The following is a 15774-nucleotide window of genomic DNA, read 5'->3' on the forward strand; positions in this document are numbered from 1 at the left end:
GAAGGCCCCCGGCTCAGGGAAGAGAGGCGACCCCAGGGAAGGCCCCGGCTCAGGGAAGGGCGGCGGCCTCATGGAGAAGCAGGGCCGAAGAGGGCCAGAGGCACGGCCGGTCCGGTGCCGGAGGCACGAGATCGGTCCGGCGCCGGAGGCACGAGGCCGGTCGAGGCGCCTCTCACCCCTGCGGCAACTGCCCGTACACATGGTCGACGCTGAGCCGCACGACCAGCCGCCGGTCGGCCACCATCGAGGCGCGGTACTCGTCCCAGTCCGGGTGCTCGCCCCGAATGGCGCGGTAGACCTCGATCAGCTCCTCGACCGTGGCGTCGTGCGGATCCTCAGCGACGGGCGTCAGCTCCGCGACCCCGTCCACCACGGTCCACGTCCACCCGTCCGCGCTCGTCACATGAAAGCTCGCCCGAGGATCCCGAGCCAGATTGCGCGCCTTGGCCCGCCCGTCGGTGATGGAGACCCGCAACACCCGACTGCCGGGATCCCAGGCGTAGTTCACATTGGAGAGCTGAGCCCTCCCACCCCGCCGCAACGTCACCAGCACCCCCCGATCATGCTCCCCGACCACCCGCAGCAACGCTTCCTGAGCAGCCGCCCCCACCTGACCTCCACCCATAACGGACCCTCCAGCTCGCAACGACGGCCCGGGACGAAGCCTCACCCCAAGCCCCTGAGCCCCCAATAGTCCCGGACATCCCGCCCTGAGGGCAGACTCGCGGGACCTGACGTCACCCCGCGGTTGAGGGGAATGTGGCAGTCAGCCACCGCAAGACGAGGGCTGGGGTGGAAAAGCCCCGGCTCCGCAACAGGTCTGCGATGTCTTTGCCGCACATCATGATGACCGGATGCTCGTCCTCTCTGACCTCTTTGTATGCTTGTGTATTGAAGTGTGAGGTGGTGACAAAGACACCGAATTGGCGATGCCGCAGACGTGAGATGAGACGCGCTGTATCGCGTACCCCTACAGACGTGTTGTGTCCGTAGCACTTGGCCTCAAGAGCGAAGTGAACGGCGACTGGATCAGCGTGAGGGCCAAGCATGTAGAGGCCGGTGGCATCCCGTCCCCCGTCCCGGCTCGGACGAGTGACCTCGCAGTCCCCCGTATTGGGAGCCTGCATCTTCCACAGTTCGACAGCACAGGCCTCAAACCCATGCGGATCACCATTGAAGTAGTCAGTGATAGCGGAAATGAGATCTTTTCCCGCCGAATCCGGGGTCTGCTCGGCACGGGTGCGGGTGTGCAGGGTCGTCGGCGCTGTCAGCCGATTGTAGGTGCGGCCCTGCACCCAGGAGAGCCAGCTCTCTGGTACCGACGGTCCGGTACTGCTCTCGCCGAGAATCTCATCGATCCATGCGCGGTGAATCACAGGTTCGTTGAGCACAGTGAAACGTGCACGGTAGTTTTGGAAACGGCTGCTGCCTGAGCTGCGCCAGATGGCTGCCAACTCGTCATCTGCAGGCAGGGACTCGGCTCCTGGGGCGAGGAGCCCGCGGAAGATGACGTCCCTGCCCGACGTTCCTCTCTCGAAGAGGAAGAACGGCGGAATGCTGGCCCGGTCATCCGCGGATCCATGGGCGAGTTCGAAGACGTCCCGGAGCAGGATGTTCCCGCCCCGCTGTGATCTGTGAAGCCCCTGTCCAGGCTGCTTGTTGTCCCCGTAATACGTGAACAGTCCGGTCTGTATGTCGAGAACGTCCGGCCAGTCTGGGTCAGCACCTGTCGTGTAGAGGGCGACGAGCTTGACCGACTGCTTCCGCGGAGAACCCTTGAAGCGGAACCCGCCTTGGTTCCCCACTGGCAGCAGCTTGCAGATTGCGTCGTCCGCGGTGTTCCCGGCACTCCCACCCTTGTACACCGTATCGACGATCAGATCTGAACTAGAAAGACCGGAGAACGGTACGATGTGGCCACTTCGCTGCGACATGTGAGCACTCTAGAGGTGATTACTTAGGGTGCTGTAATTGTCCAGTACCGGTACGCTCCGTGATTGAAGGGTGGGACCCGGGCGCATGAGGGGCCTGAGTCAAGCCATATTGTGTGAGTGTCCCGGGCGCTCATGGGGCGGTGGAGGCGCGCCGGTGGGATGAGGAAGACTGAGGCAAGTGCGTTGTCAGTGGGGTCTGACACGCTGTGGGGCAGAGGTTCAGCAGTGTCCGCCAGGGCGCAGCGAGAAGGAGGGCGGATGGGCCGGGTTGAGCAACGGGGGTTCACCTCAGTTGAGATCTGTGCCGGAGCGGGTGGACAGGCCCTTGGTCTGCATAACGCGGGCTTTCGGCACCATGCCCTAGTAGAGCTGGACGATCACGCTGTCGCCACTCTTCAGAAGAACGTCGGCAGCCACCACGAATGGAAAGGCTGCTCGATCATCAAGGAAGACTTGAACAAGTTTGATCCTTGTGTTCTTGGGCTGGATGAGGGCTCTCTGGATCTTCTTGCTGGCGGAGTCCCTTGTCCGCCATTCTCGTCTGCGGGAAAACAGCTCGGAGAGAATGATGACCGAGATCTGTTTCCCGAAATGCTAAGGCTTGTAAAAAAGCTTCAGCCGAAAGCCGTAATGATCGAGAACGTGCGCGGCCTGCTTCAGCCTGAGCATAAATTTCTTGACTACCGGACGAGGTTTATCAAAGACCTGGAGAGGGCGGGCTACGATTTTTGCGGCTGGGAGGTGATCGAGGCGTGCCATTATGGTGTTCCGCAGCTGCGTCCCCGTGCCATCCTCGTCGCGATGAAGCCGGAATTTTCGGGCTATTTCACCTGGCCAGAACCCCGCAAAGATGACCTCGTTACTGTCGGCACGGCCCTGGCTGCGTCCATGCGTGCACGCTTCGGGCAGACCCCCCAGGGGAAGGCTGCTTTCAAACGTTGGTACGAGCTGGCTGAAAATGACATTGCTCCCACGTTGGTTGGCGGCTCTAAGAAGCACGGGGGGGCGGATCTCGGGCCGACACGCGCAAAACGCGCCTGGCTCAAGCTCGGGGTTGACGCTATGGGCGTGGCGAACGAGCCAGAGGAAATGAAAGATCCTGATCGCGATCTCTACGCCGTCGGAGCCGAGGGGGAGCCGCTCGGGCCTAAGCTAACTGTCACTCAGGCCGCAATTATTCAGGGCTTCCCCGCCCACTGGGAGTTCGCCGGCCGGAAGACGGCAGCCTACCGGCAGGTTGGGAACGCCTTTCCCCCTCCGGTGGCCCAAGCGGTGGGAGAGCGGATCGCCGACGCCCTCAAGGCTGGACTCGAAGTTCTGCCCAAGGGAACTCGCTCAGCAGGGGAAGAAGAGGAAGACTCCCTTTTCCCTCTCCCCGCCGTGTCACTTCCCGCTACGCGCTCGGAGTTCACTGACAGTGTCAGCAATCTTCAGGGCGCAAGCACCAGGTGATTCGTGTTCCCAGAAGCGGAGAACTGTCCACCCCGCTTCCAGCAGTTGACGGTCCGTGTCCCGGTCACGTGACACGTTGCGAGTCACTTTGTCTGACCAGTAACCCGAGTTTGTCTTGGGGGGTACGTAGTGCTCAGGGCACCCGTGCCAGTAACAGCCGTCCACGAACACAGCCACTTGAGTCGGCCGGAACACAAGGTCGGCTGTTCTCCGGAGCTTGGGCAAAGGCCGTGCAGCGACGCGGTATCGGAGGCCCTGGGCATGCACCAGGCTCCGGATGAGCCGCTCTGGTTTAGTGTCCCGGCTCTTGATCGCCTGCATGTTTTTGCGGCGCGACGCGGAAGATGCCCAGGACCCTTCGGGCAGAGGCTGGGCGGAAGAGCTGCTGGTAGGGACTGCTCGGTGGCTCATCAGTCAGCGGAGGCCCTTCGGGGTTCAGGGAGCCTTGGGGCCGTCTCGGCGTGGTCGTGCTCGTCCGCGATAACCCAATCCACGCCGCCAATGCGGATGGTGGGTTTGTTTCCGTGTTCTTGCCGCCTACTTGCCAGCCGCGCGCTGACGAATTCGCCCTCCTGTGGGATCGGGATCTGCAACTGGCGGGCTATATTCTGGTGTACTGAGTAGTCGCCGAGAATTACTATTCCTTCGTCCCGGAGGGAAGTCCGGGCGCCACCGTTGTAGCGTACCCGTTTCATGTAGTCCTTTTGCTGTGCCAGTGTGCGCACCACTGTACGGGTAATCGGACGCTGCTGAACTCGACGGAATAGCTCCCGGACGCGGGCTGCACCAGACTGCCTAAGAGAGTGGGCGCCTGCGTGCAGGATCTGCTGCCGTGTTTCAGGGGAAATATGAAGCAGAAGGTTTTCTTTTAGTGGAGCGTTCTCCCAGAGCCAGTAAACACTGCGGTGCAACTGCTTGGTGAGCTGGAATTTGCCGTCTCGGTTTCCCTTCTTTGTCTTGGTCCCGGAAGTGGTGAGTTTTTCTCGGTTGGCGCGGAATAGCCCAGCGCTCCATCTGCTTGCGTAGTCATCTGCCCAGACGACTAGACAGATTTCATCAAGCGCCTCGGGAGGGATCATCCACCCATAGGGCTTCTGCGAATATTTGCAGTCAACCTCGTATCCGGCAATGCGGTAGTCGAGATCCTGTCCGTCCTCAAACTGAAATTCTCGCTGCAAGTTGATCTCAACTAGCGTTCCTGCGTGGGTCTTCTCCGTCTTGTGGAGATCATTCCAGTCGTATCGTCCCGTGTTCTCGCCGTCGAGGAGCTGGTCGATGGTCTCCCGAAGGATTCGGGCGAACTGGTCTCCTTGAGGGTCCAGCGCGCTGAGGTGATCGCGTACTGCCATGAGCTCGGGGTCATCCGCGACCGATGCTGCCATGTTGGACAGTGCTGTCCAGTCCATCGGCAGGGGGTCCGGGAGAGTCTCATCTCCGGTCATGCCTGTTCCCATCTGGAGTCCGGTGCCGAGCGTGCCCTCATCCACAGGGCGCCGAACACCCGGCAGTGCAATGATGCTAGCCACTCGCGTGCCGGGGCTGCACTGTCGTCCAACATCCATGTGCTGGCCGTTCGTTGAGGAGTGTGTGCACACGGTGACGAGTGCACAAGATGTACTGGACCGCTTCTGTTCGTCTGACGGAACGTGCCGCCTGTACGACCAGTGGCGTACCAGCAGTCATGGGGCACCGTGCAGAGACTGTGTATGAACTCACAGTGGAAGAGGTCCAGTCCGTGTGCCGGAAAAACGAGCATGCTCTGGACGAGGTCAGTCGCCCGGACGGGGAGTCGATACGGCAGATAGCCGACTGGCACCCGGACTTTGCCTTTACCTGAATGTTTCACATCTGTATGGAAAGCGCGGGGCGGCTGCCGGCTTACCAGCAATTCCGGGATTGTATCGAGGTCGGAGAGCTGGGGAAATCAATGCTCGTCCTGCCGGTGCGAAGGATAGTTGACGAGGTGACCGAGACCGGAACTGAAAGGAATATTGCTAGAGCTGCAATGCGCTGGAGGGGCGGGAATTCGTATTACGGCTTCCTGCGGGAGGTATTTTCTATTGTCATGCTCAGAAGTCAAGGGGTCGATGTGCGCGCGCACCCTCGCGCAGACTCTCTGTTCCGCGCGGACGCCTGGGTGGGACGAAGTGCCCTTAGCTTGTGTATCGGCAACAGAAAGTACCTCATGGGAGAAGATGCCGGGCACCAGGGCTCCCCTGAACGGTTGCTGGCAGACGTTTATCCTCCAATACACTTTGAGGAGATTGAACTGCCTGCAGCAACTAGATTCGGGCAGAGTCCACCTGCCCTCCAGCGTTGAGCTTTCCCACATGGCACAGCGTCTTGGGGCATAGCCTTGTCTCTGCGGCCCGAAGTCCTGGATTTAGCAGTTTCCCTGGCTAGGCTCCTATAGCCGGACCATTGGCCGGACTGCCTCAGCGCCCCGGATACCCCGCCCACTGCGGAGGCACAAACGGTCGGCTGAGGGTCAGGGCTGCGCTGGTGGTGGGTGGGGCGGCCAAGGGGCGGGAGGTGCGGAGGCGTTGGAGCAGGTCGTGCTCGCGGGCGGCGAAGTCGGGGGCCGTGGCGCCGTTGTCGGCGCGGGAGCGCAGGAGGGCGAGGGCTGTGGCGTCGTGCTGGTAGGCGGCCAGGGTGCGGGCCGCCTCCGGGCCGTGGCTGCGGCGGGCCATCGCGCGGGCCATCGACCTGGCCCGCATCGAGGAGAGTGACCACGGTTCCGGTTCGCTGAACCAGCCCGCTGCCGCGTAGGCCGGCAGCGTCGTGCGGACGACCTTCAGCTCGTGCTGGCGCGACCAGATCGCCAGCCAGGTGAGCGCGGCGAAGACGGGGATCATGAACAGGGCGTAGACGGCGATGAAGGTGAGGTTCTTAAAGGACGCCGAGCCGTTCCATATCGCGTGCAGCAAGATCGCCGTGAACAGCCCGAGGAACGGCACCACCCAGCGCAGCACGCGCCGGCGTCTCGGCATGGCCGCGACCATGCCGAACGCGATGCCCGAGAACGCGGTGAAGAGCGGGTGCGCGAACGGCGCGAGGATGATCCGGATGAAGAACGTCGCCGCTGTCGCCGACCCCGACAGGCTGTCGGGGTCGAGCAGCGAGTCCTCGCCGTACGCGGTGCCCAGATACAGGATGTTCTCGGTGAAGGCGAAACCGGTGGCCGTGATTCCGGCCGCCGCTATCCCGGAGACGACGCTGTCGAAGTGCCGTCTCCGGAAGAGGAAGAGCAGCAGGATCGCCACGGCCTTGGTCGACTCCTCGACGACCGGCGCGATGACGGTGGCCCCCAGGGTGTCGGCCTGCTTGGGCGAGTCCACCACGACGGAACTCGCCAGCCAGTCGGTCGCGAACCCGTTCGCCAGGATCGCCACGAGCGTCGCCGCGCACGCCCCCCACGCGAACGCGAACAGATGGGTGCGCCACGGCGCAGGCAGCGTCGCGCTGAGCCAGCGGAACGCGGTCAGCAGCAGCGGTACGGGGAAGAGCGCGAGTCCGAAGCCGACCAGGAGGCCCCGCGTACCGGTCTGCTCGCGCACGAGCGCCAGGATCATCAGCCCGCACAGCGCGAGCAGCACGATGAGCGCGGCGCCGCGCAACGTGCGCTGGTTGCGCTGCCACCAGGAGGGGGCAGGGTGCGCGGGGCCCGTGCCGTACGGCCACGTGCCGGGAGCTGCCGGGGCGCTCGGGGTGCCTGGGGTACCCGGGGCGTTGGGGGTGCCTGGTCCGCCGTGGACGCCCTGGCCGCTGTGCGCGGGGTGCGCGGCCATCTCCGGGAAGTACGGGGCGCGGGGTGGCGGAGCGTTCACCGGAGCGGGCGCAGGTGCCCGGCCCGACGGAGCGGGCGGGGGCGTGTACGGAGGGGCGGGCGCCGGGTCGTACGCGCTCTGCCCGGATGCCCCTGGTATCCCCGATGCTCGTTGTGTCCCTGATGCATGTGATGCCTGTGATGTGTCTGACGTCCTTGACATCCCTGACATCCCTGACGTCCCTGGGGCTGGGGGTGTGTTCGCGACGGCACCTCCTGGTGCACCCGCGCCGAAGCCCGCGGTCGCGCCTGCGCTCAAGCCCGTGCCCGTGCCCGGCCCCGCTCCCACACTCGGCGTACGCAGTCCGCCACTGGGCGCGGGGCCGCTCGCCGGCGGGGACGGCAGCCCGTCCGTCATCGGGTTCGGCGGCGCGCTGGGAGCGCCGGTTGCCTCGTCATGCACCCATCGACAGTAACCAGTGCGGGTGACATGTGCTGGCGTCCGGCCCCAACCTCGGCCACCGGGCATCAGCCCTCGGCGGCGCCGGACTCGGCAGCCCCGGATTCAGCGGTGCCGGGCTGTCAGCGCCGCCGGAACAGCAGGTCCCGTACCGCGTGCCCCTTGTCGAGGCCCTGGCCCTCGAAACGGGTCAGCGGTCGGGACGCGGGGCGCGGCGCGTAGCCGCCGTCCGGCTGGGTGTTCTCGTAGTCGGGGTGCGCGGTGAGGACTTCGAGCATCTGCTCGGCGTAGTCCTCCCAGTCCGTCGCGCAGTGCACGAGCGCGCCCGGGCGCAGCGGGCCGGCCGCCAGGTCCAGGAACTCGGGCTGGAGCAGCCGCCGCTTGTGATGCCGGGCCTTGGGCCAAGGGTCGGGGAAGTAGACGCGCAGCCCCGCGAGGGAGTCGGGGGCGAGCATCTCGCGCAGCAGGATGATGGCGTCGCCGTTGCCCACCCGTACGTTGGTGAGGCCCTGCTCGTCGGCGAGGCGCAGCAGGTTGCCCTGCCCGGGGGTGTGGACGTCGACCGCGAGTACGCCGGTGGACGGGTCGGCCGCCGCCATCCGTGCCGTTGCCTCGCCCATCCCGAAGCCGATCTCCAGAACGATCGGCAGGTCCGGGTCCTCGAACAGCTTGCCCAGATCCAGCCGCCGCAGCCCGTCGATGTCGAAGCCCCAACGGGGCCACAGCCGTTGCAGGGCGGCGCGCTGCCCCGCCGTCACACGGCTGCGACGGGGTTGAAAGCTGCGGATACGGCGCTCGTGGTGCGACCCCGCCGGATCGGGCGAGGGCCCGGCCCCCGACGCGAACATACGCCCGCCACCCGCTCCGGACCCGCCGCCCGCTCCGGACCCGGACCCGGACACAGAGGCGGACCCGGACACAGAGCCGGACCCGGACACAGAGCCGGACCCGGACCCGGACCCGGACCCGTCACGGCCATCGGCACCTGTGGAGCCGCCGTCATCCGCGTCGCCGTCAGCGGGCGCGCTCGCACACTCGTCGTCGGCGGCCCCGGCGGAGCCGTCCTGCTCAGGGAAGTTCTCGGACACAATGTGTCGATTTTACGGCGTCCAGCAACCTTCCCCGCCCCACCCCCACCGGGCTGCCCACCCCCACCGGGCTGCCCACCCCAGCCGGGCTTGCCACCCCAGCCGGGCTTGCCACCGCCCCAACCGGGGTCGGCCGGCCCCCGACCGGGGTCGGCCGGCCCCCGACCGGGGTCGGCCGGGCCCCGACCGGGGTCGGCCGGGCCCCCGACGGGGCGTTCAGCCCGTCCCCAGTACGCCCAGTGCCCGTCGCGCGATCTCTCTTCCGATCGGGAGGGAGGCGGTCGCCGCGGGGGAGGGGGCGTTGAGGACGTGGACCGTGTGGGGGCCCTCGGCGAAGAGGAAATCGTCCACGAGCGTGCCGTCCCGCAGCACCGCCTGGGCCCGTACTCCGGCGGGCGCCGGGCGCAGGTCCGCCGCGGTCACCTCCGGCAGCAGGCGTCGTACGGCGGCGGTGAAGGCCGCGCGGGACAGGGAGCGGCGCAGCTCGCCCGCGCCGTAGCGCCAGTGTCTTCGGGCTATCCGCCAGGTGCCGGGGTGGGCGAGCAGCCCGCCCAGCTCGGCGGGGCGTACGACCGGCCAGGCGTAGCCCTCGCGCGCCAGTGCCGGGACGGCGTTCGGCCCCAGGTGCACGCCGCCGTGCACGCCGCGCGTGAGGTGGACGCCCAGGAAGGGGAAGGCGGGGTCGGGGACGGGATAGACCAGGCCGCGCACCAGGTGCTCCCGCTCGGGTACCAGCTCGGCGTACTCCCCGCGGAAGGGGAAGATGCGGGCCTGCGGGGCGTCCCCGGCGAGGCGGGCGAGGCTGTCGCAGTGCAGGCCCGCGCAGTTGACCATGGCCCGCGCCCGCAGGACCGTGCCGTCCGCCGTACGGACGGCCACACCCCGGCCGGCCCGTCGGTCGACGGCGACGACCTCGCCGGGCGCTCCGTACCGCACCTGCGTGCCCGCGTCCTGCGCGAGCCGCGCCAGGGTGCGGGCGACGGCCGTGAAGTCGCACACGCCCGTCGTCCCGACATGGATGGCCGCCAGGCCCCGCACGTGGGGCTCGTGCTCCGCTATCTGTGTGGGCCCCAGCTCGCGTACGGGCAGACCGTGCTGTCTGCCGCGCTGGATGAGGGCGTGCAGCCGGGGCAGCTCCGCGCGCTCGGTGGCGACGATCAGCTTGCCGGTGACGTCGTGCGGAACGCTGTGCTCCGCACAGAACTTGATCATTTCGGCCGACCCCTGGAGCGCGAACCGCGCCTTGAGGGAGCCGGGCGGGTAGTAGATCCCGCTGTGGATCACACCGCTGTTGCGCCCCGTCTGGTGGCGGGCGGGGCCGGGCTCCTTCTCCAGGACGGTGACACGGGTGCCGGGCGCGGCGCGGGTGAGGGCGTAGGCGGTGGACAGACCGACGATGCCGGCGCCGACCACCAGCACATCGCAGTCCACCCCCCGCGCCACCCTCCCGGGCGACACAGTGCCGGAGCCGGGGCCGGGGCCGGACCCCGCACCGGAGCCAGGGCCGAACCCGGAGCCGGAGCCCGCACCGGAGCCAGCTCCCGCACCGGAGCGGGAGCCGGACCCCGCACCGGAGCCAGCCCCCGCACCGGAGCGGGAGCCGGACCCCGCGCCAGAGCCTGAGTCGTCAAAGGCGGCTGAGCCGTGGGACGTCGTGGACACATGACCCATCATGACCCGCGCCTCTGACACTGCGCTGCCGGGCCACCACACCGTGCTGCGGCACCGTCCCGCCAAGGCGGAGGGCCACCACGTCGTGCTGCGGCGCCGTCACGCGAATCCGCGGCGCCGTCACACCAAGCCGCGGGGCCGCCACACCAAGCCCCAGCGCCGTCCCGCCAATCCGCAGCGCCGTCATGCCGAGCCGTGGTGCCCGTCACGCCGATGATCAAGAAAGTCCCCCCGGGTCGTGCCGGCTCACGCCGGGGCGACCAGCAGGGGTCGTGCCCGCTCGCGCAGCTCCGCGACCCGCGGCTCGTCCCCGTACGGCTCCAGGCGGTTCAGCAGATCGCGGACGTACTCCGTCGTACGCGCGGAGGAGATGCGGCCCGCGACCTCCACGGCGCGGGTGCCCGCGGCGCAGGCGGCGTCCAGGTTTCCCGACTCCAGTTCGGCCACGGCGGAGACGACGAGTCGCAGCCCGTGCGAGCGCACGAACTCCTCCTTCGGCTGCGAGAGCGCCTTCTCCGTGAACCTGCGCACCTGACGCGGCGCCTTCAGGTCGCGGTAGCACTCCGCGGCGTCGGCCGCGAGCCGGTCGTAGGAGAAGAAGTCCAGCCAGGAGGGGTCGGGGTCGCCCTCGCGCGCGCGCTCCAGCCAGCCCTCGGCCGCCGACAACGCACCGGCGCACGCCTGGGCGTCGTTCGCCTTCGCGTGCGCCCGCGCTTCCACAAGCTGGAAGAAGCTCATCGTCCGGGCCGTCGCCAGTCCCCTGTTGCGCTCCAGCGCGGCCTGGGAGAGGTCCACGCCCTCCTCGGCGAAGCCCCGGTAGGTCGCCTGGAGCGACATGGAGGCGAGGACGTAGCCGCCCAGCGGGACGTCGGCGGCGGCGCGGGCCAGGCGCAGCGCCTGGATGTAGTAGCGCTGGGCCGCTTCCTGCTGGCCGGTGTCGAAGGCCATCCACCCGGCGAGCCGTGTCAGTTCGGCCGTCGCGCCGAACAGCGAGCGGCCCACCTCGTCGGTGTAGGCACCCAGCAGCAGGGGTGCCGCGTCCACGCGCAGGCACTCGGGCACCATCGAGGAACGCCAGTCCCCGCCGCCGTACTTCGAATCCCAGCGGCGGGCCTCATCGGCGGCCTCGCGCAGCTTGGAGACGTCGGTGTGGCCGACGCGCAGCGGCACCCCGGCGTCCTCCTCCTCACGCGCGCGGCCCTCGGCGACGGCGAGCGACGAGCCCTCACCGGCGGCCGGCGCTCCCCGTGCGAGCCCCGCCTCCTCGGCGTGCTCGACATGGCGGGCGACCGAGCTGTCGGCCGGGGTTATGAGCCAGCGGGAGGCGGGCGTGGCATATGCGCTCACGGAGAACGAGCCCGCCAGGGACTGCCATATGCTGCCGCCGCCCCGCCGCCCGGCCAGATCCAGCCGGTAGAGGTCGGTGGCGGACTTGACGGCCGCGCCCACGTCGCGAGGGAAGGCGAGCCCGACCTCGGGGGTCGGGTCGGCGTCCGCGAGCCCGATCTCGTGCAGCGGGACGGGACGGCCGAGCTTGCTGCCGATGGCGGCGGCGATCAGGTGGGGCGCCGCACCCTGCGGCACCATCCCCTTCGACACCCACCGGGCCACCGACGTCTTGTCGTACCGGAGAGTGAGGCCGCGTTGTGCCCCCAGGTCGTTGACCCGTCGGGCAAGTCCGGCGTTGCTGATTCCCGCTAGGGCGAGGACGGTGCCGAGCTTCTCATTCGGCCCGCGTGACTCCCTGGACATGCGCACCCCTGACACACCGACGACCGCCCCGCGGGGTGCGGGGCCCCCTCCCGTCACTGCGCACTGCGCCGCACGGAAAGCACTGCGAACACAGCGTAGTTCGCCGAATCCCTACCGTTAAGGGGCGTTCTCCCGGATGGCGAGATCTATGTCCGTACTCCTGTACGTGCGCGGGTCACGTGCCAACCGCGCGCCGACCGGTGCGCAGCGGTCGGAATCGTGTGCGAAATCCGGTGGCTCACGTGCTCCGGGTGTGTGGCCGTGCGCCCATTCATGCGCCTGTCCAGCGGGAACGGGGAGCGGTTCCATAAGAGTTGCGTGGGTCGGCCCGCTGCTCAGGATCAGTGGGCTGGGGGACACCGCCGCCTCATTCCCCGCAGGCGGCGGTTCGGCCCGGGAGGCGGTAATCCGCCTCCCGGGCCGACAACTGTCTTGCCGGGTCCAGGGCTTGCGCGGAGGCCTCTCCGTATCCCCGCCGCCCGTAAGGATCTTGTGACCCGCCCCCTCGCCGACGCCGTCGAGGCCGCTTCCGCCCGCGCTCCCGGACGGTGAATCCCTAGGCCGCCGCCGTGCGCGGACGGTGCGCCTGCCCCGCTTCCGCTCCCGTGGCCACTGCCGTTCCGTGAGCCTGGTGTGTGCCGCTCCTGTGAGCTTCCGAGGACCCCGCGCACGCTCCGAGCCCCGCCCGCACGCCACCCGTTCGGCTCTTGCGCCGGAACCCGTCAACGGCCCTTCGCCGATGCTCGACTCTTTTCCATATTTGGCTGAATGACATCGGTCGGGTGTGCGGTGCCGGACGCTGACGCCACCGGTATATGCGCCCCGAAGTCGCCGTCGAACTCCGGCGCCCCGGGGCGCGTTGCCGGCGCTTGAGGAAGTGAGACGGTCAGCGCATTTTGGTGAGCTATGCGCCCCTTACACGCCTCTCGCGCGCCACTCTCATGGCAACATAGCCGCAGCGGCACCGGGTCGAGGCGGCGCACTCACGTCGCCGGGCCCGCCCGGTGGCGGACACGGCGGCGGAGTGAAGGCAGGCGGCGATGCGTTGGTTGGTGGGGTGGAGCGGCGCCGCGGCAGGGTCCAACGGCCGGGGCCGCGCCCCCCGCCCCGGCGCCAACGGCGCCCGCACGGCGCCCGACGGCTACGGCCCGGCCGGCACCTCCGTCCCCAACGGCTATGACGGGTACGGGGGGTACGGAGGCCGCGGCGAGGAAGCCGGGGGCTACGGAACCCATGGGGGGAGTGCCCGCGGCGGTTACGGAACGCGCGGCTCCCACGGCGACCCGGGGCGTACCGGGGCCGGAGCAGCCGGCCCCGGAGGTCACGACAGCCACAGCCACTACACCAGCCCCGGCGGACCCGGTGACCCCACCCGCCCCCACCCCGGCGGGCCCTACGCCGATCCGTACGACTCCTACGGCCCGTACGGCCACGCCGCGCACACCGCCCACGTACCCGACGGCTCCTCCGGTTCCTCCGCTGGCGGATCGCTCCAGCCGGTGGGCGCCCAGGTGTTGTGGAGCGACCCGGACCCGCTCTGGGCGGTGGGGGACTGGCGGCCGGACGAGATCCGCGTCATCGAGGCCGAATCCGGCTACCGGCTCGCCGTGTTCGGCTGCTGCGGCGCCACCGACGAGGAACTGCGCGTCGGCCTCGTCGCCGCACGAGGAGGAGCGTTTCGCCACCTGACGGCCTGGCCCGGCAGCTACACCGCCGTCGCCTGCATCGGCCGCCGCATCACCATCGCCGCCGACCTGGCCGGCGCCCGGCCCGTCTTCCACGCGCGCTGGGCCGGCGGCACCGCCTACGCGACGGCGGCCCTGCCGCTCGCCGACCTCATCGAGGCGCAGCTGGACGTGGGCCACCTCGCCGCGCTGCTCGCCTGCCCCGACTCCCCCGAAGCGCTCGGCGACGGCACGCCCTACCTCGGCGTCCGCCGGGTGCCCCCGGGCCACGCGCTGATCGTCCGGGACGGCGGCAGCCGGGAGATCGCCGGCTACGAGTCGTCCGCCTCGCTCGTCGTCGGCGCCCCGCCCGTCGACCCGGACGCCGCCGTCGCCGGGGTGCGTGACGCGCTCGTGGAGGCGGTGCGCGCCCGGATGACCGCCCCCCGGCACGCGGCCGAACACGACTTCGACGTACGCGATCCGGGACCCGTCCCCGGCATGGGCCCCGCCGACCGCCGGGCCGCGCGCGGCGGACCCGCGCCGGGTATCGGCGCCGACCTGTCCGGAGGGCCCGCCTCCGGAACGCTCGCGCTGCTCGCGGCCGGACTGCCCGGCATGCCGGGCACCGTCTTCGGCACCGGAGCGGCCGGTGCGGGCGAGCGCCTGATGGCCGTCACCTACAACGACCTGACTTTGAGCGGGGGTTCCTCGACGGGCGACCCGGCCGGCTCCAAGGATCCGGCCGGCTCCAGGGACCCGGCCGGGTCCAAGGACGCCGAGCTGGAACGGGCCCGCGCCATCGCCGAGAACCCGCGCCTGCGCCACGTCGTCGTCACCGGCGACGAGGAGACCCTGCCCTACGCCGACCTGGCCAGCAGCCCCCTCACCGACGAGCCGGGGCCCTCACTCGTGACGGCCGAGCGGCACCGGCACCGGCTCGCCGCGGGCAGCTCCGACCATTTCGTCGGACTCGGCGCCCGCGAGGTCCTGGACGCGCACCCCGCCCGCCTGGCCGACCTGCTGCTGGACCGGCGCAGACGCCACCTCGTGCGCCCTGTCGCCGCGCTGGTCCGCTCCGAGGGCCAGGCCGCCGGGCGCTCGCTGCTGGTGCCGGTCACCATCTACCGCGCCGCGCGCAGGCTGGCCCGTACGTCCTACCGCGACGGCGTCGAGGAGACGGCCGCACAGCTGCGCGACGGGACGGTGGCCGCCTCGGCGTTCGCCGCGTACCGCGAGGGAGGGGAGAGCGCCGTCGACGCCTCGGTCGCCGCGCTCACCTGGTGCAGACCGGGCCCCGCGGCGCGCTGGCTCACCGGCGAGGCCCTCGCCGAAGTGTCGCTGCGCCTCGACGCCGCGGCACAGGCCCGCCCCTCCGTCGAACGGCCGGGCGAACGGCGGGCCCGCGCGGCCCTCGCCCGGCGTGCCGCCGACCACCGCGTCTTCGAACAGGCCGTCGAGATCCGCAACCAGCGGCTGCACGCGCCCTTCCTCGACAACCAGGTCGTCAGAGCCTCCCGGGCGCTGCCCGAAGCCCTGCGCGTACGACCCGGAGCGCGCGCCTCCGTCCTGCGCGCCGCCCTCGCGGGCGCCGGTGTCCACGAGCTGCCCGCAGGGTGGGGCGCGCCCTCCCGCACGGCGCACGAGGCATCGCTGCGCGCCGGAATACGGCTCGCGGCCGACCAGTTGATGCAGCTCTTCCAGGCGCCCCTGCTCGCCGACGCGGGACTGGTGGAGGCCCGCGTCGTCCGCCAGGCCATCCAGCGGATCGCCAAGGGTGAGCCGCTGCCCCTGGACGGGCTCGCCGACCTGGTCTCCATGGAGCTGTGGCTCGGCCGGCTGCTGGCCCGGCGCGGCACGTGCTGGACGGGCTCCGCGGCACCCCGCCGGCGGGCAGCGGCAGCGGGCGTCACCCCGGCGCCGCGCTACGAGCGCACCCTCCCGCCCACCTCCGGCTGACCCGCCCCCACCCTTCCGGGCCTTTCCG

Annotated in this window: 10 protein-coding genes; 2 read left to right on the forward strand and 8 right to left on the reverse strand. The window is 69.5% G+C overall.

The genetic code is table 11. The features are described 5' to 3' along the window. Nucleotides 1-172 precede the first annotated feature (172 nt). Nucleotides 173-625, reverse strand: coding sequence for a PPOX class F420-dependent oxidoreductase (locus OHB04_RS22030; protein WP_326689424.1), 453 nt, complete (start codon nt 623-625; stop codon nt 173-175). A gap of 112 nt (nt 626-737) precedes the next feature. Next, nucleotides 738-1934, reverse strand: coding sequence for a restriction endonuclease (locus OHB04_RS22035; protein ID WP_326689425.1), 1197 nt, complete (start codon nt 1932-1934; stop codon nt 738-740). 258 nt (nt 1935-2192) lie between these two features. Here OHB04_RS22035 and OHB04_RS22040 point away from each other — a divergent pair, with 258 nt between their 5' ends. Beyond that, nucleotides 2193-3386, forward strand: coding sequence for a DNA cytosine methyltransferase (locus OHB04_RS22040; RefSeq protein WP_326808101.1), 1194 nt, complete (start codon nt 2193-2195; stop codon nt 3384-3386). On the opposite strand, the gene OHB04_RS22045 is transcribed toward OHB04_RS22040, so the two are convergent. The 6 genes from OHB04_RS22045 to OHB04_RS22070 all read right to left on the reverse strand — a co-directional run bounded on the left by OHB04_RS22045 (nt 3318) and on the right by OHB04_RS22070 (nt 12123). Beyond that, complete coding sequence (locus OHB04_RS22045) at nt 3318-3707, reverse strand: very short patch repair endonuclease (protein WP_442814915.1); 390 nt, start codon at nt 3705-3707, stop codon at nt 3318-3320. The two genes, OHB04_RS22040 and OHB04_RS22045, sit on opposite strands and share 69 nt — an antisense overlap. An 89-nt stretch (nt 3708-3796) precedes the next feature. Further along, nucleotides 3797-4873, reverse strand: a complete 1077-nt coding sequence (locus OHB04_RS22050; protein ID WP_326808102.1) for a NaeI family type II restriction endonuclease — start codon at nt 4871-4873, stop codon at nt 3797-3799. A gap of 948 nt (nt 4874-5821) precedes the next feature. Further along, a complete protein-coding gene (locus OHB04_RS22055) occupies nt 5822-7213 on the reverse strand; it encodes a PrsW family intramembrane metalloprotease (RefSeq protein WP_326808103.1) in 1392 nt (463 codons plus the stop codon). Nucleotides 7214-7734: 521 nt separating this feature from the next. Continuing rightward, entirely contained in the window at nt 7735-8514 is a 780-nt protein-coding gene (trmB, locus tag OHB04_RS22060; protein ID WP_327393686.1) for a tRNA (guanosine(46)-N7)-methyltransferase TrmB, read from the reverse strand. A 402-nt stretch (nt 8515-8916) separates the two neighbouring features. Further along, nucleotides 8917-10131, reverse strand: coding sequence for an L-2-hydroxyglutarate oxidase (gene lhgO, locus OHB04_RS22065; RefSeq protein ID WP_442814916.1), 1215 nt, complete (start codon nt 10129-10131; stop codon nt 8917-8919). A 486-nt stretch (nt 10132-10617) separates the two neighbouring features. Further along, nucleotides 10618-12123: an MFS transporter gene (locus OHB04_RS22070; protein ID WP_326689431.1), complete on the reverse strand. Its 1506-nt coding sequence runs from the start codon at nt 12121-12123 to the stop codon at nt 10618-10620. Between the two features lie 1040 nt (nt 12124-13163). Between OHB04_RS22070 and OHB04_RS22075 the strand changes: the two genes are divergently transcribed. Next, nucleotides 13164-15746, forward strand: a complete 2583-nt coding sequence (locus OHB04_RS22075) for an asparagine synthase-related protein (RefSeq protein ID WP_326808106.1) — start codon at nt 13164-13166, stop codon at nt 15744-15746. The last annotated feature ends 28 nt before the right edge of the window (nt 15747-15774 follow it).

The organism is Streptomyces sp. NBC_01775 (assembly GCF_035917675.1).
In the GTDB taxonomy this organism is placed as follows: domain Bacteria; phylum Actinomycetota; class Actinomycetes; order Streptomycetales; family Streptomycetaceae; genus Streptomyces.

Coding starts and splice junctions, on each gene's coding strand:
- OHB04_RS22030 (WP_326689424.1), bottom strand. CDS start 625: ATGGGTGGAGGTCAGGTGGGGGCGGCTGCTCAGGAAGCGTTGCTGCGG.
- OHB04_RS22035 (WP_326689425.1), bottom strand. CDS start 1,934: ATGTCGCAGCGAAGTGGCCACATCGTACCGTTCTCCGGTCTTTCTAGT.
- OHB04_RS22040 (WP_326808101.1), top strand. CDS start 2,193: ATGGGCCGGGTTGAGCAACGGGGGTTCACCTCAGTTGAGATCTGTGCC.
- OHB04_RS22045 (WP_442814915.1), bottom strand. CDS start 3,707: ATGCAGGCGATCAAGAGCCGGGACACTAAACCAGAGCGGCTCATCCGG.
- OHB04_RS22070 (WP_326689431.1), bottom strand. CDS start 12,123: ATGTCCAGGGAGTCACGCGGGCCGAATGAGAAGCTCGGCACCGTCCTC.
- OHB04_RS22075 (WP_326808106.1), top strand. CDS start 13,164: ATGCGTTGGTTGGTGGGGTGGAGCGGCGCCGCGGCAGGGTCCAACGGC.